Here is a 19373-nt window from a genome sequence, read left to right as displayed (position 1 = left end):
CCTTTTTCATTCAAAAATATGATTAAAAATACTTATGAGAACTGACCAGATCAAAATTTTTTTTCTAACGATCATCACCATATTTTGTATTGTCGCTTTCTCAATTGCCATCGCACAAGAGCTTGATAAGCGAACATTAGATGCCATTGCGCGTCACCGCACGATGGCACTTGCACACGAAAGCGCTGCTAAATGTCTTGAGTCCGGCAGGAATGACTCAGTGTGCGAAGGCGAACTCCAAACCACGTGTGCAGGTATTGGTGTTGGCAGATTTTGTGGCATGAAGCACGAGCAATAACTTGAATATCTAACTTTTAACCACCGTCATGTTCACAATGAAGATCAAGAAAAAACAATATCTTTTTCAACCAGTCGGATTGGCGGCTCTGCTGCTATCGTCACAGGCTGTGTATGCACAAGTCAATACGCTGTCGCCAGTCAACGTCACAGCTAACCCCTTAGGCGCTAGCGAATTGCTGGTGCCAGCACAGCAATATAGCGGGGAGGATCTCTTACTTCGCTCAAAAAGTACGCTTGGAGAAACTTTAGATGGAACGCCAGGAGTCAGTAGTACTTACTTTGGCCCTAATGCAAGCCGACCGATAATTCGCGGTCAGGACGGCGACCGTATTCGAATTTTGAATAATGGAGGCGCTCTACTAGATGCTTCGAACCTGAGCTACGACCATGCTGTAACTGTCGATCCGATTAGCATTGAACGTATCGAAGTCATCCGCGGCCCCAGCGCCCTGCTTTACGGAGGAAGTGCAGTGGGTGGTGTCGTCAATGTCATTGACAATCGAATATCTGACAGCCCGGTGTTCGACGAGGATGGCGGTGTTAGTGGCAAGTTAAACATAGGTCTTGGTACGGGTAACCGCGAGAAAAGCACTGGTGCTTTGCTAGAAACAGGAAGCGACCGTTACGCCTTGCATGTCGATGCGTTCAACCGAGATACTGGCGACGTCAACGCGCCTGTTAGTCTTGCATGCACCAAGGGCGGATCGTTCACTGTTAGCCAACAAATCTGTAACTCAGGCAGCAAAGTTCACGGTGGTGGAATAGGCGGCTCTGTTTTTTTCGATCAAGGCTATCTGGGTGCCTCCGTCGCAACCTACAGAAGCATTTATGGCACTGTCGCCGAAGATAATGTGATGATAGACATGCGCTCGAACCGGGCGGCCATTGAGGGTGAATGGCGCAACCTGGGCGGACTCATCCGCACCTTTAAAGCTCAGCTCAGCCACAGCGACTACATCCATACTGAGATTCAAGGGCAAACCCCAGGTACGGTATTCAAAAATAAGGGTTCAGATTTACGCATCGAGGCCTTGCATTCACGTCTTGGAAATTTCGACGGACTATTAGGTTTTCAAGCACAAGCAAGTCGATTTTCTGCAGATGGTAGCGAAGCCTTTGCGCCTTACAGCCGCACTGCCCAGCAAGCGGCTTTCTTATATGAAGAATACGCAGCAAGCTGGGGCAAGCTCAGTTTTGGTGGACGTTTGGAGTCTGTAACAGTGACGTCATTTGGCAACCCTGTACTAGCTAAATTTGTACCAGCGAGCCGCAATTTCAAACCCGGTAGTTATGCTTTGGGCAGCCTATTGAATGTGACGTCGCGCTGGCAGTTAACAAGTAATTTAGCTTACACCGAGCGCGCTCCAAAAGATTACGAGCTATTTGCTAATGGCCCGCACGTTGCAACTAAAGGCTACGAATTGGGCGACAGTGCACTCGCTAAGGAACGCAGTACCCAATTCGACATTGGTGCAGCTTGGAAGTCTGGTGCTAACGCTTTTGCTGTTAACGCCTACCTTAGTAACTTCAAAAATTACATCGGAGTAGTGCAATCAGCCGGAGTCACGCGTAACAGTGGAGATGGAGAGGTCAATCCGGTAGAAGATCCAGCCAACCCCGGATTTTCTCAGGCGACTGGACGAGAGTTCGATCCGCTCAACGAGTTTCGTTACCAACAAATTCGGGCTAGATTCACTGGTCTTGAGGCTAGCGGCAATATCCGCTTGTTTAGCAACGTATCCACGCTTGACCTAGCCTTAAGGGCGGATGTGGTTAGAGCTAATAATCTAAGCTCAGATCAACCTCTTTCTAGGATTGCACCAGCTAGAGTAGGAGCTACTTTAAAGTACGCGAGTGGACCTTTAAGTACAAGCTTAGGTGTTGACCAAATCGCGGCTCAACACCGTGTGCCATTTGGCGACAGAGCAACCGATGCTTATGCGCTTTGGAATGCCACGATTGGCTACCGCATTAAGTCTAGCAGCACGCAACTACTATGGTACGCCCGCTTAGATAACATAACCAATCAACTCGCTTACAGCTCCACGTCAGTGTTAACCAGCACTGTGTTTCCAAAAGCACCATTACCCGGTCGAAGCGTCAAAGTGGGTTTACAGGCCAGTTTTTAAACCTTTTCTACTTTCGTGTTCTCTCAGTTCAGTCGTATTCTTGTTGATCAGTCGTGCGAAATGGGTAGTATTACAAATTGTTGACGCCGATGCTAATTTGACCCAAAGGCCGATTTTGAACTGACCTAGCCAGACGACCCGCCAGCCTGCATGCAACATAGATTCCGATGAAATTGCCTAGGTCACTGAATGCCAGCAAGCTGGGGCAATCTGACGTCGGCACGCACAGACAAGGCCGGTAAAACAATCGATTTCCTGTCGACTGCTGAGCGAGACAAGAAAACAGCGATGCGCTTTTTCGAGAAGGCAATGCAGGCCAACGGCATCCCTGAGAAAGTCACGATGGACAAGAGCGGAGCTAACAAATCGGCCATCGATCAAATCATTGAGGACAAGGAAATCGCGGTTAAGGTTCGCCAGATCAAGTACCTCAACAACATCGTCGAGCAAGACCAGAGGGCTGTCAAACGAAACACCCGTTCCATGCTGGGCTTCAAGTCATTTCGGGCCGCCGCCAGTGTGCTGGTGGGGATCGAGTTGATGTACATGATTCGCAAAGGACAGATGGCAATTCCAAGTTGCGAAAAGATGTCTTTCGCCAATCAGATTTACACCCTTGCAGGACAGGTGCATTCAGTGTAAGGGCGGTGGCACGTCCTTCAGTCAAAACGCGGCCGCTTGCAAACAACGCGACATAACCCGGATCAGCACAACCACGACAGGCGTTATGCGTGTATTGGCTGCGCTACCAGGCGCACGCCGAGTGCTGCGCAGACGCGGCTAACCGTGTCGAAACGTGGGGCGCTGTCTGGGCGTAGTGCCTTGTACAAGGCTTCTCGGGTGATTCCAGCCAACTTAGCTATTTCGGTCATCCCGCGAGCGCGTGCAATGTCGCCTAGCGCTGCAGCCAGTAAAGCCGCATCGTTTGCCTCCAAAATGTCGGTCAAGTAGGCGGCGATGGCCACCTCACTGTCCAGATAAGGCGCTGCGTCGAAGCTGGGTAGATCGTCTACCTTGATGCGTTTTGTCATACTTGTTTCTCCTATTAATCCAACAATGCTGCCAGCGCTTTGGCGCGCTTGATGTCGCTCTTTTGCGTGCGCTTTGAACCACCCACAAGCAACACGATCAGTTGTGTGCCACGCTGAGTGAAGTACACACGCCAGCCTGCACCGATATGTATGCGAAGCGTCCGAAACGCCTTCGCCAACAGGTTCAACGTCGCCCAAAAGTCCTCGCTCTAATCGTTTGATCCGGGCCACGACAACGCCGCGCACCGCTGCATCTGGAAGGTTGTCGAGCCAGACGGTGAATTCGGGGAGCGGCTTGATCAATGACATACATGTATTGTAATCGAACGACTACATTAAATCAATACTTAGGTTGCGCCTGTCGATTCCCGTTATCCGAGTCTTACAAGTCCTGATCCATGCAACAACGCCATCTGGTAACGTTCGTCACGGGTGAGGTGTGTGTAAATCATTCTGGGCAACTTTGACTTGGTAGTCGGGAAGCTTGGATGCTCTCACATCTCACCCACCCGTACGGTTAATTTCAAAGTTGCACTTCAAACTTGAATTCGCGGTAAAAAAGACTTATATCTTTCTGTATGGGCAATTTCCTTCATTTAATTCGCGCTCTCGTAATAGTCCTTTTACGTGTTTCTTCGAGTCCAAGTCAACCCCAATAAGAATATAAAAACTCACTATGCGATTGCTTATCCTAATTCCCATTATTCATACCGAGCAGGACATGGGCTCCTTCTCCGAGCAAGTTAAACAGGCCTACGTGCAAAAGTACGGCTTGGCCAAATGGGAGCAACATCTAGAGGTGATCAATGGGCTCTGGTCTTCTATTGACCAGTTAATCGGTGGCCTAGCTTTGCCGTACGCGAGCATTCGTCTTTACCAAGATGGCTTACCTGAATGCGGACGCGAAGAAGAGCTCGTGAGAGAAGTGGCCGGTCTCGGCAGCAAGAACCATCAATTGCTGCTTGATCTGGTGCAAAAAGGGGCCACCTTGATGGGGACCGAATCCCCTGGTTTGCTGACACAAGAGCTCACATTGCTCAGCACCGTACTGGGGGCTTTGCCTAAATCCGAGCAAGAAATAGCCGCACCAGCGATCGACGAGGGCCGTAAGCTCTTGGCCAAACGAGATCAGTACATTGCCCAACGCATTAACAATACATTGTGCGCAGGCGAGATCGGTTTACTGTTTATGGGTCTAGCCCATTCTGTTGAGGCACATTTGCAGCCAGACATACAAGTTAAGCACCTTTTGCCGTCGCTTAGCGAAATAGGCATACCACCACAATTAGTATAAAACACATGGTAATTTTGTACCTACTTTCATGACGTTAGGGCGAATATTCCCTATATTTCAAATTTAAAGCGTGAATGCTCGGCTCTCTCTGTGCTCAGTCACTTGAGGCACAAAGGCCAAAGAAACTTGACTCCAGGGCAGAACCCGCCCTGAGCTTGCTGAAGAGGTTATAGAAAGCTGTTGATTTTGCAGATTTTTTTCGCTTAAGGCAGGTCCCGAAAGAACTGATGCAGAACTTTAGTAATGCGTCAACCTCTCCTTGAGCACGACTAGGGTTTACACCTCATCCCCCTTCTATTTTTTGGCACGTAATTTGCTCATATTAAAGGCAACCGGAAACCAACCCCATTCCGGTAGTAACGTGCGAATTTCGATCGTTAAATAAGTTTGGGGAAAACTTTAGGAGCTTTAAATGGCAAATGTACAGAAATCAACAGATTCGTCTAGCTTGGCAGAAGTTGTCGACCGTATTTTGGACAAGGGCATCGTCATCGACGCTTGGGTCAAAGTGTCACTGGTCGGTATTGAACTGCTGTCAATCGAGGCACGTGTAGTGGTCGCATCGGTCGAAACTTACCTCAAGTATGCCGAAGCTATCGGCCTTACAGCCAGTGCTGCAGCGCCGGCATAAAGTCGTTCCCTGATAGCTGCCCGGCTGGAAGAAAAACTTGGGTTCTCTTCCGGCTGGGTAATTTATGGGCATCAAAATCTGGATACGGAAAAACCGAGGTGTTCAAATGGGTAAATTTACAGAACAAATGGCATCGCTAACGGAATCTGTCGTTGCCTCAAGGCTACAAAGTATTCTGAATGTGAAGGGTATGCTTTCAGAATTCGATCGTGCGCAATCGAGCATGGCTCGCCAACAAAAGTCTATTCTTGTTGCCGGATGCAGCACTCGGATAAAGCAGGTTAATTCGATGCGTCAAGAGCATCGTGAAACCCAGAGCCGCATGGGGCGCGATCTACGGAGCAGCCTCGCACAAGAGACTAATCAAAATTCAACTTCTGTGGCGTCGATGCGGGCCCGTAGTTTCAGAGAACATTCCGCCATGGCCGAGGCGCAACAAAAGCAATTTACCCAAGATAGTCAAACGCGCTTGAAAGGGAATGACAGGCTGATGAATGAGCTCAGCGTATCATGTCAAAACATGGCACAGGCCCTGTCGCAAAACCTCGAGAGCTTTACGCTTGGGATACGAAATGGGACTGACGTCATGCTTGGCAGGTTCAAGAAAGCGCATGGTGAGATGGCCGGGCAATTACGGAAAACATTAAGAGCTAACACAGCGAAGATTCGCAACGATGTCACCGAATTAAAGCGCGGCTGCAAAGAGGCGCAAAGTGAGTTGCGCACTGACATGCAAGTTGCTGCTCATATGTGGAGAAACAGAAACAACAGAGATGTTGCAGTGCTTGGTCAGGCCGCCCTGGTGGCAACTGCGGCAGATGTTAGAGTTTTTGGAGTGATGGAGAAAGCAATAGAAAATTTGGAGCTTAGCGCCGAAGCAAAATTGCAGCCAAGCACCAACCAATATCTTATGTCGGACGAGGAAAGAGTGTTCCAAGTTTTACGGGCAAACCCGAATGGTATTTCTGCCACCCAAATCGGCGAGCAAGTTTCGCTGCATGCCATGGTTGTAGGCAAAATCATGAAGGACATTATCGAAAATGGAAAGGCCAAGAGGGACGATGGGACGAGGTTATATACACCCTCCTAACGAGGCCAGTAGTTCTCATAGGTAGTTAAACTATTTTCGCCCTGCCATCTAAAAATTGATTGCCCAATGCATTGAAACAGAGGTGTGTATCAAATTCTTTTCTACCGAAGATGAAGGAGAAATTCATTATGAATCATCATGAAATCCAATGCGCCTATTGTGCAGGCAGGGGGACGGATCCATACAACAAACTTTGGCGAGGGGCAACTTGTTATGTTTGCCATGGGAAAAAGAGCGTCCGTGTTTCTTTGCCGTATTTGTCATGCCGGTTCTGCCATGGCAGCGGTAGTTACAAGACCTTCAGTTGTCAAGTGTGTCGGGGTACTGGGGTGATGGCACCGGTGAGCGAGACTACCAAAATCTGCTCGGCTTGTTTTGGGCAGGCCTCTGAACAATCAAGTGGCTTGCCTTGCTTGGAGTGTCGTGGCAGGGGGAAGATTATATCAACATTGCGTGATGAGGAGATAGTTTAATGGGACAAGCTGAAAATTTAACAGTTCTGACATTGGACAAGAAGCCAGATTTTGTCGAGTCTGCATTCATCCAAGACATCATGCAGAGGGCAGTCATTTATATCAAAGCGGGGTACCCGGTGCATCTAAGTGGGCCTGCCGGGGCTGGCAAGACTGCCCTGGCGATGCATGTGGCTGCGCAGTTGAACCGCCAGGTTATTTTGATCCACGGCGACGATGAATTTGGCAGTTCTGACTTGGTTGGTGAAAACAATGGCTATCGTTCGACTAAGCTGATCGACAACTACGTTCACTCGGTGATAAAGAAGGAAGAGAGTGTCTCCAAGCAATGGGTCGATAACCGCTTGACCTCAGCCTGCAAGTATGGGTACACGTTGATTTATGACGAGTTCACCCGGTCTCGGCCCGAAGCCAACAATGTACTGCTTTCGGTCCTTGAGGAGCGGCTTCTGGTATTACCAAATGTTCAAGTAGGCGAGGGCTACCTTAAGGTGCATCCAAAGTTCAACGCCATATTTACTAGCAACCCCGAGGAGTACGCGGGTGTCCATAAAACGCAGGATGCGCTGATTGACAGGATGATCACGCTTAAACTCGATCACCATGATGCCGAAACAGAAATAGCCATCACACAGGCTAAGTCGGGATTGCCGCTGAAGCAGGCGCAAGCCATTGTCGGCATGATCCGAGAATTCAGGACCATCGGGGTCAACAACGCGCGTCCAACGATACGTGCCTGCATCATGCTGGCGCGTATCGTGGCTATGCGCGGTGGCGTGGTTGATGCGTCCGACGCCATGTTCCGCAAAATGTGCCACGACGTGGTGAATATTGATTGTGTCAAGGTTTCGCACGACAGTCAGGCCTTTGGGTTGGACCGCTTAAACGCGATTATTGACAAGTTCTGTACTGCTGTGGTCAAGCCTATGTTAGTTCCCGTTCCCGACCCAGAAATTCAAATCTTGAAACAAAAACGTGGCCGCCGCAGCGCGTGTGCGTAAGGGGGGCGCACTATGAATAGCGAACGTCGTGGAGTGACCCACCTTCGTACTATGGCCGGTCTAGTGGACGGCCGTCGCAGCAGGACTTCGTATGGAGCTTTGTTGGAGTTATCCATGCTGGAAATGGAGAAGCAGCGGCTCACCGGCGAGGTGCAACGCGCGGAGCGGCGCTGTGCTGATATCCATAAGCGGATTGCTGAAATTGACATCAAAAAACAGAGGCTTTACAACTTTGTGGAAAAGCCCGCTATAGACTCGTCAGATGCAGCAGAGACCAACCCTTTTCCGGCCTACGCGGTGCCGTTGGGCAATGTGAAAAGCAGACGTCTTTCTTATTGATGGTAGGCACAGACCTCGCTTGGTAATGATATTAGGCGGACTATTGCCCGCAGTAAAAAGGAGATGCTATGAGTATTTGTATCCGAACCTGCACCCATATCACATCTTCATTGAAGGCGGCGGCATTTCAGGTGGTGCTTGCACGCGATTCCCGTGGTTTGGTCTATCGTGCGCGCAAAGATATCCTGAGTATTAGGCAGCTTTCGCAGACACCCATTGTTACGCATGATCCGAAAGTGCTAAGAGGGCGGTTAAAGATGAATTGCGGGAAGTAGCCGTGCCGCTAAATTGACTTAATTTCCAAGCGCAACCCTTTTGTTGCACAGACTTCTAACAAGTTTAACCATTCAATTTTTTGAAATTTCAGACATGAACATTGTTAAGCCGTCCACACCACAGCGCTACTTATACGCCATTACCGATGCCAGCCAAGCCGGCAAATGGGAAAATATCGGCATTAACGGCGCGCCTGTAACAACCATCGTCGAAGGCCCAATTGCAGCAGTGGTCAGTGGCATTGCAGCTAAACGCGTGCGACCTGAGCGCGCCAACCTGGCAGCACATAATGGCATGATCAAACTGTTGATGCAGGATTGCACCGTATTGCCAGTCGCTTTTGGCACGATTGCCGACAGCTACCAGGCGGTACAGGATCTTCTTTCCAAAAACAACGCTATCCTCGTCGAACAACTCGACAGCCTGAGGGGAAAGATAGAGATGGGGCTGCGCGTGCGCTTCGATGTTCCGAACATTTACGAATATATAGTCAGTACACACCGCGATCTGAGGGACTCGCGTGATACTGCTTACGGGGGACTGCAACAACCGGTGCGCGGGACCAAGATCGAGCTGGGAGGTCAGTTCGACCGTTTGTTGACTGAGGAGCGGGAGACCCATGCGGCAACGGTTTTGCAAGTGCTGAGTTCCCACGGCGTGGAAATCAAACCCAACCCACCACGCAATAATCTGGAAGTGATGAACCTGGCCTGCCTGATCAAACGTGATGACTTAAAAACATTCGAGAACGCCGTGTTGGCAGCGGCCGCTCAATTCGACAATAACTTCGCATTCGATTTCACCGGCCCTTGGGCCCCGCACAATTTCGTCCGTGTTGAACTGAATATAAAGCGTGGTCATGTTACTCGTCGATAACCTTCTGCTGGCGCCATTCAACAGCCTGATTTGGGTGTTCAAAGAGGTCCACAAATTGGCTCAGCAGGAAATAGATGGTGAAGCTGAGCATGTTGCCCACGCGCTAAGCGAGCTTTACATGCAGCTTGAAACCGGCGAGCTCACGGAAGAGCAGTTTGCTGTCCAGGAAAAGGTATTGCTGGATCGGTTAGATGAAATCTGGGAGCGCGAGGAAGGTGCGGGGGATGCGGCTGAGCAGACGGATGAATCAGAAGAGCACGACCGTGACGATTAGCACCGCTCATCCTTTGCCTGGTTTCCTTGGCGACGAGGGCTTGCGCCTGCTGCTGTTTGGTGGCAAGGGAGGGGTCGGTAAGACCACTTGTGCGGCTGCGGCTGCGCTCCACTTAGCCGCGAAACACCCGGCAGCTTCGTATTTGCTGGTGTCCACTGACCCGGCCCATTCTCTGCTTGACAGTTTGTCTGGCGGCGCGTTAAGCCAAAACTTAGCGCTACGGGAAATTAACCCGCAGGACAGCCTCGCACGGTTTCGGGCGCGGCATCAGCAACATCTGCACACCATTGCACTGCGCGGCACGTTTCTCGATGAAGCCGACATCACCCAACTGCTTGACTTGTCGATGCCGGGTCTGGATGAACTGATGGCCTTGTTGGAGATCGTGGCATGGGTCAAAGAAGCGCGTTATGCCTGCATCTTGGTGGATACGGCGCCGGCTGGCCACACGCTTCGTCTGCTGGGTCTGCCCGAGCTGATGAGCAAATGGCTGGTCGTTTTGGACACGATGCTGGCCAAGCATCGGTTTATGGTGAACTTGTTCAGCAAACGTTACACCAAGGATTCAGTAGACATTTATCTGGAAGAGAGGACGGCCGACCTGCGCTACCTGTGGACATTGCTCCAGTCACCAGCGCAATGTCGTTTTGTGCCGGTGTTGTTGGCCGAGAGGCTCAGCGTTCATGTCACGCGCCGTATGTTGGTGGAACTGTCCTCGCTACAAATTCCTGTGCGTGAGTTGGTGGTGAATCGACTGCTCGCTTCAAATCCAGAGTGCCCGCTCTGCACGGTGCGGGTGGCGACACAAACAACGCTGATCGCTGCCATTCAGCGGACCTTTCCGGACAATGAGCCTTGGGGCTTGCCCTTGTGTCTTGAAGAAACGCTTGGCATGCAGCGACTAAGCGCCCTGTGGGCGCGGTTGCGGCCGCTAGACACCTGGCAGCATCTTTCCTCTGCGCCCGCTTCCAAGCTTCTCGCGGCGGTAGAAAACCCGGCTTACCTGCCCGCTTCCTCAATGCGGCTGCTGTTGTTTGCGGGTAAGGGCGGGGTGGGGAAAACAACCTTGGCATGCGCTTCGGCATTGCGGTTGGCTGAGGAGTGGCAAGGCAAGGAAATTTTGCTTGTTTCAATCGATCCGGCACATTCACTGTCCGCCTGCATGAATAGGCAGATCGGACCCAATGAGGTGCGATTGTGCTGTGGCTTAAGCGCGATCGAGTTCGATCCAGAATCTGATTACACGCAATTAAAACAACTTTATGCAGAAGAAGTAGCGAGTGTCTTTGATCGCCTCTCAGGGCAGACACATGTCCACATTGAGTTCGATCAGGAAGTGATAGAGCGCCTCATGGACACCGCCCCGCCGGGTCTGGATGAGATGCTTGCGATCACGCGGATCGTTGAACTGCTGGACTTGGAACGCTACGACCTGATCATTCTGGATACCGCGCCAACCGGGCATCTGCTGCGCTTCCTAGAGATGCCAGAGCTGATCGAGGCTTGGTTAAAGACTTTTTTCGGCATATTCCTTAAGTATCGGGAGATGTTTCGGCTGCCGAAAATCACGCAGGCCATGGTCGAGCTGTCCAAGAAGGTGAAACAGTTCCGACGCGTTCTGACCGATCCAGAGCGGGCGGCGTTGATGGCGGTGACGATTCCGACCCAGATGGCCTATGAAGAAACCAGCGACCTGGTGGCGGCTTGTGAGCGGCTGCAGGTCGCGGTGCCGGTGCTGTTCGTGAACATGGTCACGCCAGCGGCATCTTGCCCAACCTGTTCTGCACTGCGGCGCGGTGAGCTGCTTGTGTTGCAGCGGTATCAAAAGGCATTTCAAACGCAAAGCCTCAGCATCGTATATCGGCAGGAATCAGTTGAGCCAGAGCGACTGGGCAGCTTGGGGCGATCACTTTATAAGGGTATGAACTCAAACCAACCCGTTCAACATCTCGTTGAACATGACTAAAAAAGGAAAATGGTATGCAAGCAGAAACAGCAATTGATGTGGATTCGTCTTTCAACGGCAAGCTGCTCGATCGTCTGTTGGGCATGGCGCACCACTACCGCAGTGAAGGCAATTTGCGGCAGGCGATGGAGCTGTACTGGGCCTTGCTGGACAAGCATCCCGGCACAGTGCAAGCGCAGAGCGCGCGCGTGAGCCTGCTCGATCAGGCGGAGGCCTATGAGCGCGCCGGTGCCAGGCGTGTGGCGCGCGCCGTCTATGAGCGTCTGTTGTGATTTGAAGGAGTTTTGCGACGATGAATAAACCTGTTAGCTATTCAGACGGCATGTCTTTGTGCGAAACCCTGGACCGGGTTTTGAACAAAGGCGTGGTGGTGGCCGGCGAAATTGTGATTTCGGTGGCCGATATCGACCTGATTTATCTGGGCCTGACACTGACACTGACTTCGATAGAAACCGCCAATGGATTGAAGATGACGCTGGCACCGAAAGAGCAAACATGACCGCACCTGCAACGTCGGCGCTGTCGCCGCGTATAGCGCTCGATCCGGAAAATATGCGCAAAGGACTCGGGCAACTGGTATTGACATTGGTTGAGTTGATCCGCCAGTTGCTGGAAAAACAGGCACTGCGGCGCATCGAGGGCGGCTCGCTGTCTGATGCAGAAATCGAGCGCCTGGGCCTGACCTTTTTAAGGTTGGGTGAGGAAATGGAATGGCTGAAAAAGGAGTTCGGGCTGACCGACGCCGAACTGAACCTTGATCTCGGTCCGCTGGGAAAATTACTTTAAGGCAAGCATATGGAAAACAACTCAAACTCAATGACGCATGCCACGCATTCGGCCACACTCGCCGATGTACTGGAACGTATCCTGGACAAGGGCGTGGTGATCGCTGGCGATATCAAGATCAAGCTGGTAGATATCGAATTGTTGACGATTCAGATCCGCCTTTTGATTTGCTCGGTGGACAAGGCCAAAGAGATGGGCATCGATTGGTGGATGACCAATTCCTATCTCAGTTCGGGGGCGAAGGAGCAAGATGAAAATCGGGAACTCGATATGCTTCGAGCGCGAATCGCCCATTTGGAGCAGGACCTTGCCCGCCAGCCGGCCGCACCGAGCTGATCTGCTTCAAGGACGAAGCGCCAACAAACTCAGGAGATAGACATGGCAAACGAGGACAAATCAGAGCAGTTTTCAGAGGGGAAAAAGCGTCTGGAAGAGATTGGGCGTCGGCTTGGTGGTCTGTTCGGAAAGCCGGCAGGGCCCAAGGCTGAAGAGTCGGGCTTGCCCGGATTTTTAGGCGGGCTCGGCGGGCTCATCGACCAGCTAGGAAAACTGGCTGACGAGGCGCACAAATCCGGCGGTGTCACGAGCAAGAGCGGCGAGTTCGACGTGGGCTCGGACAAACGCATGCGAGGCGTGTACGGGTTTTCGGTCAAGACCGGCTTGGGCGGCGATCGGAGTGTCAAAGTCGAACCCTTCGGCAACATCCGAAAAGACGAGCGCAGCGGCCGCGTGGAAGTCCAGGAAATTCGGGAACCCATGACCGATCTGTTCGACGAGCCAACGCATATCCTGATCATCGCTGAAGTGCCGGGCATCACGCAGGAAGATGTGCGGCTGGAAATCCACGACGATATCCTCACGCTGGCAGCCGAGCGGGGTGAGAAAAAATACCGCAAGGAAATGCTCTTGCCGGCCAGCTTCTCAGCGGACCAAATGAGCTTTACCTGCCGCGGCGGCATCGTCGAAATACGGCTTAATAAATAAATGCACCCCCGTAGCCAAAACCGGAAAATTCGATGCAAAAAAAAACCAGTGAGATAAAGAAGCCGGACGAAGGCGCTCTGCGGCTTAAAGTCTGTGAAGCCCTCGGCAAGGACGCTGGTCGGGCGCTAGCCCGGATGGATCCGGCCGATATCGAGGCGCTGGGGGCCAAGATTGGCGACATCGTGGAAGTGTCCGGGAAACGCGTCACCGCCTGCAGGGTGATGCCGGCGTACAAGGAGTCCAGGAACGGGGCCAAGGTGCAACTCGATGGCCTTTCGCGGGGCAATGCGGGCGTGGCGCTCGATGAAATCGTGACGCTGCGCAAAGTGGCCACGCAACTGGCGCAGAAGCTGACTCTCTCGCCCACCGATGTGGTGCCAGGCGAGCGCGATATGAAGTATATCGGCAGCCTTCTGGATGGCCTTCCGGTGATTCAAGGCGATCGAATCCGGGCCACTTTGTTCGGCAGTCGGCACACGGAATTCATTGTCCGCGAGACCACACCGAAGGGGCCTGTGCTGATTGCACCGACCACCTTGTTGACAGTGAACAAGGCACCCGCAGGCAAGGAAGCCGAAAAAGCCGGGCGGTCTAGAGTGTCCTATGAAGACATCGGCGGACTAGGTCCAGTGGTGCAAAAGATCCGGGAGATGATCGAGTTGCCATTGCGGCATCCGCAGATTTTCGAGAAGCTCGGCATTCAAGCACCCAAGGGCGTGCTGCTGCACGGTTCACCCGGAACCGGCAAGACCTTGGTCGCACGTGCGGTGGCCAACGAGACCGATGCTTACTTTATCTCTATTAGCGGACCTGAAATCATTGGTAAGTTCTATGGCGAGTCAGAAGCCAAGCTGCGCTCGGTGTTTGAGGAGGCCGAGAAGCACGCCCCCAGTATCATTTTTATCGACGAGATCGAAGCTATCGCACCAAAGCGTGAAGAGTTGGGCGGAGAAAAGCAGGTTGAGCGCAGGGTTGTAGCGCAACTGCTGACGCTGATGGATGGCTTGAAGAGCCGGGGTAAAGTAATTGTAATTGCCGCCACAAATTTGCCAAACTTGCTTGATCCGGCACTGCGTCGTCCTGGCCGTTTTGACCGGGAGATTGTGCTGCCGGTTCCGGACCGGTATGGACGCTTGCAGATTCTAGAGATTCACAGCCGCGGCATGCCCTTGGCTGCGGACGTTGATATGGGCGAAGTGGCCCGCATCACACACGGGTTTGTAGGCGCTGATCTTGAGGCTTTGTGCCGCGAGGCCGCCATGACCTGCCTGCGACGGGTTTTGCCCGAGGTTGACCTGGCACAGTCCACTCTCCCCTACGAGACGTTGATGCAACTGGAAATATCAAAGGATGATTTCCTGTCTGCCCTGCGCGAAGTCGAGCCCTCGGCGCTGCGCGAGGTGTTCGTCGAGGTGCCAACGACGACCTGGGACGACGTTGGCGGCTTGGAGGAGGTCAAGACGCTGCTGCAGGAAGCCATCGAGTGGCCGCAGAAATATCGAGAGCTGTTGGAAGCCGCCGATGTCAAGCCGCCGAAAGGGATTCTGCTGGTCGGGCCGCCGGGTTGTGGCAAGACGCTACTGGCCCAGGCAGCGGCCAGTATGTCCGAGATGAATTTTATTAGCATCAAGGGGCCGGCCTTGCTGTCGAAATACGTTGGCGAGTCGGAATCGGCGGTGCGCGAGGTGTTCCGCAAGGCTAAGCAGGCAGCACCTTGCCTGGTGTTCTTTGACGAGATTGACGCCTTGGTGCCACAAAGAAGTGGCGGCTCTTCGGAGCATGTCAGTGAGCGGGTGGTGGGTCAGTTTCTGACCGAGCTGGACGGGGTCGAGAAGTTGACCGGTGTGCTGATTCTGGCGGCCACGAATCGCCCAGACATGATTGATCCGGCTCTGTTGCGTCCCGGGCGGTTTGATATCAAGGTAGTCATCCCAGCGCCGAACGCTGCCGAGCGTCTGGCCATCTTGAAAGTGCACACGAAAAAGAAACGCCTGGCAAAAGGTTTTTCCATCGAGACCCTCATTAGCCGTACCGATGGGCTTTCGGGGGCCGATCTGGCCGCCATCTGCCAAAACGCAGCACTCAATGCGGTCCGGGAACGGGTGCATAGTGGTCAAAAAATGGAAGCCGCCGTGCTACTCCAAGCGCGGCATTTTGAAGCTGCACTAAAAAGTATCCATCGATGAATTCAATCTATCTCTACTGTCTGGCCGGCCCGACGTGCGTTGCCGTCGTCAAACAATTAGCGGGGGAAAAAGAGGCTGGCATTGATGCCAGCTCTCCCTTGTTGACACTGGAGATGGGCGGCATCGTCGCCGTGATCGGAGCAGTCGATGCCGGTGAATTTAATGAGCAGAACCTTCAGTCCACGGAATGGCTGGGGCAACGGGCCTACCGCCATGCCGAGCTTGTGCAAAAAATCATGGGCTCGGCAGCGGTTCTGCCGGTCAGATTCGGCACGCTCTTCGAGTCAACGGAGAGCTTGACGCGACTGCTGACCCAGCATAGCGAGCGTATTGCCGCATTTCTTGAAAAGCTGCACGGCAAAGCGGAATGGGGCGTCACGGCTTATCTGGACGAGGAGCGCGCACGATCTACGATTAGTGCGGAGGATCCAGCTATCCAGGCCCGGATTGCGACCATGTCTTTAGCGCCGGGTGCGCGGTATATGCAGCAGAAGCAGGTCGATGTGATGCTCGATGCGGCACTACGAGTGTGGCTGGCCGATCAAGTCCGTCATATGGGCGATGCGCTTCACACCCATGCCGTGGAAAACGCTGACTTGCGGCTTTTTTCCAGCGAGGAGTCCGGGCGCCCGGAACGCATGGTTTTCAACGGCGCTTTCCTGCTGGACGATCTGGACCTGCCCGACTTTCGTGAGGCGCTCTTTGCGTTGCACGCAGCCGGGAGCGAAGGTGGCTTGACACTGGAGATGAAAGGCCCGTGGCCAGCCTATAACTTTTGCCCCGATCTGCGGGTAGAAAGTTAATCAGCCTATGCAAGTAAAACGCTTTATTTACGCGACCATCGATAACCAGTCAGACATGCCGGATTTGGCTAGCTACCCAGGGGGAGGAATTGACGCTGCGCCGCTAGCAACGGTCAGCTATCGGGATATTGCGGCTGTGGTGAGTAGCCTTGATGTTGACCAGTTCGCCCTTGCTTTGCCGGGTGAAATAGCGACCGAAAAACAAGATTGCCATAATGAACGGCTACTCAAGTATCAACAGGTGAATTTGTTTCTTCTTAAACAGACCGGTAGCCATGGCATGCTGCCACTAAAATTTGGTTTTACGGCAAACAATGATCAAGAGGTTATGAGGGTTCTGGAGCAGGCTTATATCCAACTGAGAACCCACCTTGACAGACTGCAAGGGACGATGGAACTGGTGATCCAAACCTCGTGGGAATTGCCAAAGATACTTCAAGAGATCGTCAAGGATAATCCCGGATTGACGGGTTCAGACCCGGTACAGACAGGTCGGCTACTGTTTGAAGCGGCCGAGTTCAAAAAAGGAAAAATTGTCGCCGCGATTCATGGCAAACTCTCCGCGCTTTCAAAAGACTACTCGGACGCCCCCCTCAAAGCAGAGGCCATGATTCTGAACCGAAGTTATCTGGTTGGCAAAGACAAGGAGCCACTGTTTGACGACGCGGTGAATGCTGTGGCGACAGAGTTTGAAGCTGCTCTAACATTTCGTTATATAGGGCCTCTGCCAATATACAGTTTCGTTAATATCGAGCTGAATCAGGGCAACTTTGCGCTGGTCGACAAGTCACGAAAACTATTGCAATTGCCTGAGAAGGCTTCTTGGCAAAGTATAAAAACTGCCTATCGACAATTAATTGTGACCCATCATCCAGATAAAAACCCTGATGATCCGCAAGCGGCGAAACGCACCAAAGACGTGATCGCAGCTTACGAGATTATCAAGGCCTATTGTCAGAGTCTTCCCGGCTTTGGGGAAGCGGAAAAGCACGATGCGTTTTCCTTCGCCCAGGAGGCGGTCGAGCAAGCTTTTATCGTTGACGACAAGGGCGCGCTGTTGGCTCGCGTGAAAGGTTAAAGACCCCATATGAGCAAGACTATCGGCATCGATCTGGGTACCACGAATAGCTGCATGGCTGTGCTGGTCGACGGCCAGCCTGTCATCATCCCGAACGCCGAGGGCGAGCGCACGACGCCATCCGTGGTGGCTTTCACCAAAGCCGGGCAACGGCTCATAGGCACGCCCGCCAAGCAGCCGCAACTCACGAATCCACAGGGCACCCTCGCTTCAATCAAGCGCTTCATGGGCCGTCAGTGGGAAGAGGTTTCCGAGGAGATGGCAATCGTTGCCTACCCGGTCGAAAAAGGTGATCGCGGCGATGTCAACATCAGCGTTGAGGGTGTGTGCTACACCCCGCAAGAGATCAGCGCGATGATCCTGCAGAAATTGAAGGCTGATGCCGAGGCTTACCTCGGTGAGTGCGTGACTCAAGCTGTCATCACTGTCCCGGCTTTCTTTAACGATGACCAGCGCAAGGCAACCAGGGATGCCGGCAGAATCGCTGGGCTCAATGTTTTGCGCATCATCAACGAGCCGACCGCTGCCTCGCTCGCCTACGGGCTGGATAAGGCGGAGGACCAGACGGTTCTGGTTTTTGACCTCGGTGGTGGCACATTCGATGTCTCTATCCTCAGCCTCGGCGCCGGACTGTTCGAGGTGAAGGCGACCAGCGGCGACAACCATCTGGGCGGCGACAACTTTGACAAGGCCATCGTCGATTGGCTGCTCGGCGAGTTAAATCGAGAGCAAGGACTTGATTTAGCCGCCGACCCGATAGCCTTGTCGCGCCTTTACGCGGCTGCCGAAAAGGCCAAAATTGAGCTTTCAAGCATGCCAACGACGTTGGTTAAGCTGCCGTTCATCACTGCCACGCCAGCCGGCGCTAAGCATCTCAGCCTGGAACTCACGCGGGTGCAGTTGAACGCGCTAAGCGCCGCGCTGATCGCCCGCACCACGGCTCCTATCCTGCAAGCGCTCGCAGATGCGGGCCTTAAAGCGTGCGAGATCGATCAAGTGGTACTCGTCGGCGGGATGACCCGGATGCCGGCAGTGCAAGACAAAATCAGGGAATTAATCGACAAAGAACCGCACCAGAACATCAACCCGGACGAGGTTGTCGCCATGGGTGCCGCGGTTCAGGCGGGCGTTCTCCTCGGTGAGATCAAAGATGTGCTGCTACTGGATGTCACCTCGCTTTCGCTGGGTATCGAGACCAAAGGCGGCGTCTTCACCAGACTGATTGAGCGAAATACCAGTATCCCGACCCGCAAGACCCAGACCTTCACGACTGCCGAGGACAACCAGTGCTTGATGGAAATTAACGTCCTCCAGGGCGAGTCGGAGATGGCTGTCTTTAATAAGTCGCTAGGCATATTCCTGCTGGATGACCTCCCGCCAGTACGACGCGGCCTGCTTGAGATCGATGTTACCTTCGACATCGATGCCAACGGAATCATCCATGTGGAGGCGCAAGACATAGCAACCGGCAACGAGCAGCAGATTCAGATCGAAGGCGGGTCTGGCCTGACGGAAGATGAAATCAGCCATATGGTCAAAAGCGCCGAAGCGTATGCCAATGTGGCACACCGATTGCGCGAACTCGCGGACGTGCGCAACCATGCCGAAGTCCTTGCCGCCGAAATCGAACTCTCGCTGAATAAGTTTTACAGCCAGATTAAGGCCTCCGAAGCTTCGCTGATCACGCAGCGAATCGCCGATCTGCGCCAAGTCATCAAAGCTGTCGATGCACGTGAAATTCGCACGCGCACCGAAGCTCTGGTGGCGGCTGCGCAAGTTCTCAGACACGAAGGACAGGCGGAAGAAACAGAACAGCCCGACGAATTTCTGGGGTGTACCAGGTGAATCTGCGTTTA

General features: G+C 52.9%; 21 protein-coding genes and 1 pseudogene. 20 read left to right on the top strand and 2 right to left on the bottom strand.

Features of this window, described 5'->3' with window-relative positions; all coding sequences use genetic code 11:
- Positions 1-34 precede the first annotated feature (34 nt).
- The 3 genes and pseudogenes from HC248_RS09510 to HC248_RS09500 all read left to right on the top strand — a co-directional run.
- Positions 35-298, top strand: a complete 264-nt coding sequence (locus tag HC248_RS09510) for a hypothetical protein (protein WP_168922294.1) — start codon at positions 35-37, stop codon at positions 296-298.
- Between the two features lie 37 nt (positions 299-335).
- Positions 336-2429: a TonB-dependent receptor gene (locus tag HC248_RS09505; RefSeq protein ID WP_168923770.1), complete on the top strand. Its 2094-nt coding sequence runs from the start codon at positions 336-338 to the stop codon at positions 2427-2429.
- 228 nt (positions 2430-2657) lie between these two features.
- A pseudogene (locus HC248_RS09500) lies at positions 2658-3071 on the top strand (IS6 family transposase); the annotation flags it as partial.
- A gap of 83 nt (positions 3072-3154) precedes the next feature.
- Here HC248_RS09500 and HC248_RS09495 read toward each other — a convergent pair.
- Positions 3155-3460 carry an addiction module antidote protein gene (locus HC248_RS09495; RefSeq protein WP_168922292.1) on the bottom strand — a complete coding sequence of 102 codons (306 nt, stop codon included), beginning with the start codon at positions 3458-3460 and terminating at the stop codon, positions 3155-3157.
- A 14-nt stretch (positions 3461-3474) separates the two neighbouring features.
- On the bottom strand, positions 3475-3588 hold the full coding sequence (locus HC248_RS17670; RefSeq protein ID WP_238342804.1) for a type II toxin-antitoxin system RelE/ParE family toxin: 114 nt from the start codon (positions 3586-3588) through the stop codon (positions 3475-3477).
- 548 nt (positions 3589-4136) lie between these two features.
- Between HC248_RS17670 and HC248_RS09485 the strand changes: the two genes are divergently transcribed.
- From HC248_RS09485 to dnaK, 17 genes are all read left to right on the top strand, one after another.
- Entirely contained in the window at positions 4137-4754 is a 618-nt protein-coding gene (locus HC248_RS09485) for a hypothetical protein (protein WP_168922291.1), read from the top strand.
- Positions 4755-5166: 412 nt separating this feature from the next.
- On the top strand, positions 5167-5385 hold the full coding sequence (gvpA, locus tag HC248_RS09480; protein ID WP_168922290.1) for a gas vesicle structural protein GvpA: 219 nt from the start codon (positions 5167-5169) through the stop codon (positions 5383-5385).
- Positions 5386-5491: 106 nt separating this feature from the next.
- On the top strand, positions 5492-6475 hold the full coding sequence (locus HC248_RS09475) for a hypothetical protein (RefSeq protein WP_168922289.1): 984 nt from the start codon (positions 5492-5494) through the stop codon (positions 6473-6475).
- 472 nt (positions 6476-6947) lie between these two features.
- A complete protein-coding gene (gene gvpN / locus HC248_RS09470) occupies positions 6948-7949 on the top strand; it encodes a gas vesicle protein GvpN (protein WP_168922288.1) in 1002 nt (333 codons plus the stop codon).
- A gap of 12 nt (positions 7950-7961) precedes the next feature.
- Positions 7962-8288 carry a hypothetical protein gene (locus HC248_RS09465; RefSeq protein ID WP_168922287.1) on the top strand — a complete coding sequence of 109 codons (327 nt, stop codon included), beginning with the start codon at positions 7962-7964 and terminating at the stop codon, positions 8286-8288.
- Between the two features lie 369 nt (positions 8289-8657).
- Positions 8658-9440, top strand: a complete 783-nt coding sequence (locus HC248_RS09460; RefSeq protein ID WP_168922286.1) for a GvpL/GvpF family gas vesicle protein — start codon at positions 8658-8660, stop codon at positions 9438-9440.
- Positions 9424-9714, top strand: coding sequence for a gas vesicle protein GvpG (locus HC248_RS09455; protein ID WP_168922285.1), 291 nt, complete (start codon positions 9424-9426; stop codon positions 9712-9714). Before HC248_RS09460 ends, HC248_RS09455 begins: the two co-directional genes overlap by 17 nt.
- Positions 9704-11680, top strand: coding sequence for an ArsA family ATPase (locus tag HC248_RS09450; protein ID WP_168922284.1), 1977 nt, complete (start codon positions 9704-9706; stop codon positions 11678-11680). The genes HC248_RS09455 and HC248_RS09450 overlap by 11 nt, the downstream gene beginning before the upstream one ends.
- 14 nt (positions 11681-11694) lie before the next feature.
- Positions 11695-11952 carry a hypothetical protein gene (locus tag HC248_RS09445; RefSeq protein ID WP_168922283.1) on the top strand — a complete coding sequence of 86 codons (258 nt, stop codon included), beginning with the start codon at positions 11695-11697 and terminating at the stop codon, positions 11950-11952.
- A 20-nt stretch (positions 11953-11972) separates the two neighbouring features.
- Positions 11973-12179 carry a gas vesicle protein gene (locus HC248_RS09440; protein WP_168922282.1) on the top strand — a complete coding sequence of 69 codons (207 nt, stop codon included), beginning with the start codon at positions 11973-11975 and terminating at the stop codon, positions 12177-12179.
- Positions 12176-12466, top strand: coding sequence for a gas vesicle protein K (locus tag HC248_RS09435; protein WP_168922281.1), 291 nt, complete (start codon positions 12176-12178; stop codon positions 12464-12466). Before HC248_RS09440 ends, HC248_RS09435 begins: the two co-directional genes overlap by 4 nt.
- Positions 12467-12475: 9 nt before the next feature.
- The gene (locus tag HC248_RS09430) at positions 12476-12802 is read left to right on the top strand and encodes a gas vesicle protein (protein ID WP_168922280.1); all 327 of its coding nucleotides are present in this window, start codon (positions 12476-12478) and stop codon (positions 12800-12802) included.
- Positions 12803-12844: 42 nt separating this feature from the next.
- Positions 12845-13450, top strand: a complete 606-nt coding sequence (locus HC248_RS09425; RefSeq protein WP_168922279.1) for an Hsp20/alpha crystallin family protein — start codon at positions 12845-12847, stop codon at positions 13448-13450.
- Positions 13451-13482: 32 nt separating this feature from the next.
- Positions 13483-15636, top strand: coding sequence for a CDC48 family AAA ATPase (locus HC248_RS09420; protein WP_168922278.1), 2154 nt, complete (start codon positions 13483-13485; stop codon positions 15634-15636).
- Positions 15633-16439: a GvpL/GvpF family gas vesicle protein gene (locus tag HC248_RS09415; protein ID WP_168922277.1), complete on the top strand. Its 807-nt coding sequence runs from the start codon at positions 15633-15635 to the stop codon at positions 16437-16439. Before HC248_RS09420 ends, HC248_RS09415 begins: the two co-directional genes overlap by 4 nt.
- Positions 16440-16446: 7 nt before the next feature.
- Positions 16447-17517, top strand: a complete 1071-nt coding sequence (locus HC248_RS09410; RefSeq protein ID WP_168922276.1) for a GvpL/GvpF family gas vesicle protein — start codon at positions 16447-16449, stop codon at positions 17515-17517.
- Between the two features lie 9 nt (positions 17518-17526).
- Positions 17527-19362 (top strand): molecular chaperone DnaK, encoded by a 1836-nt coding sequence (gene dnaK / locus HC248_RS09405; RefSeq protein ID WP_168922275.1) that lies wholly within the window; start codon positions 17527-17529, stop codon positions 19360-19362.
- Positions 19363-19373 lie beyond the last annotated feature (11 nt).

Source organism: Polaromonas vacuolata (assembly GCF_012584515.1).
Taxonomy (GTDB): domain Bacteria; phylum Pseudomonadota; class Gammaproteobacteria; order Burkholderiales; family Burkholderiaceae_C; genus Polaromonas; species Polaromonas vacuolata.
Note: the sequence above shows the minus strand (reverse complement) of the source record. Positions and strands in the feature narration are given on the sequence as shown.

Coding starts and splice junctions, on each gene's coding strand:
- HC248_RS09510 (WP_168922294.1), top strand. CDS start 35: ATGAGAACTGACCAGATCAAAATTTTTTTTCTAACGATCATCACCATA.
- HC248_RS09505 (WP_168923770.1), top strand. CDS start 336: ATGAAGATCAAGAAAAAACAATATCTTTTTCAACCAGTCGGATTGGCG.
- HC248_RS09495 (WP_168922292.1), bottom strand. CDS start 3,460: ATGACAAAACGCATCAAGGTAGACGATCTACCCAGCTTCGACGCAGCG.
- HC248_RS09485 (WP_168922291.1), top strand. CDS start 4,137: ATGCGATTGCTTATCCTAATTCCCATTATTCATACCGAGCAGGACATG.
- gvpA (WP_168922290.1), top strand. CDS start 5,167: ATGGCAAATGTACAGAAATCAACAGATTCGTCTAGCTTGGCAGAAGTT.
- HC248_RS09475 (WP_168922289.1), top strand. CDS start 5,492: ATGGGTAAATTTACAGAACAAATGGCATCGCTAACGGAATCTGTCGTT.
- gvpN (WP_168922288.1), top strand. CDS start 6,948: ATGGGACAAGCTGAAAATTTAACAGTTCTGACATTGGACAAGAAGCCA.
- HC248_RS09465 (WP_168922287.1), top strand. CDS start 7,962: ATGAATAGCGAACGTCGTGGAGTGACCCACCTTCGTACTATGGCCGGT.
- HC248_RS09460 (WP_168922286.1), top strand. CDS start 8,658: ATGAACATTGTTAAGCCGTCCACACCACAGCGCTACTTATACGCCATT.
- HC248_RS09455 (WP_168922285.1), top strand. CDS start 9,424: ATGTTACTCGTCGATAACCTTCTGCTGGCGCCATTCAACAGCCTGATT.
- HC248_RS09445 (WP_168922283.1), top strand. CDS start 11,695: ATGCAAGCAGAAACAGCAATTGATGTGGATTCGTCTTTCAACGGCAAG.
- HC248_RS09440 (WP_168922282.1), top strand. CDS start 11,973: ATGAATAAACCTGTTAGCTATTCAGACGGCATGTCTTTGTGCGAAACC.
- HC248_RS09435 (WP_168922281.1), top strand. CDS start 12,176: ATGACCGCACCTGCAACGTCGGCGCTGTCGCCGCGTATAGCGCTCGAT.
- HC248_RS09430 (WP_168922280.1), top strand. CDS start 12,476: ATGGAAAACAACTCAAACTCAATGACGCATGCCACGCATTCGGCCACA.
- HC248_RS09425 (WP_168922279.1), top strand. CDS start 12,845: ATGGCAAACGAGGACAAATCAGAGCAGTTTTCAGAGGGGAAAAAGCGT.
- HC248_RS09420 (WP_168922278.1), top strand. CDS start 13,483: ATGCAAAAAAAAACCAGTGAGATAAAGAAGCCGGACGAAGGCGCTCTG.
- HC248_RS09415 (WP_168922277.1), top strand. CDS start 15,633: ATGAATTCAATCTATCTCTACTGTCTGGCCGGCCCGACGTGCGTTGCC.
- HC248_RS09410 (WP_168922276.1), top strand. CDS start 16,447: ATGCAAGTAAAACGCTTTATTTACGCGACCATCGATAACCAGTCAGAC.
- dnaK (WP_168922275.1), top strand. CDS start 17,527: ATGAGCAAGACTATCGGCATCGATCTGGGTACCACGAATAGCTGCATG.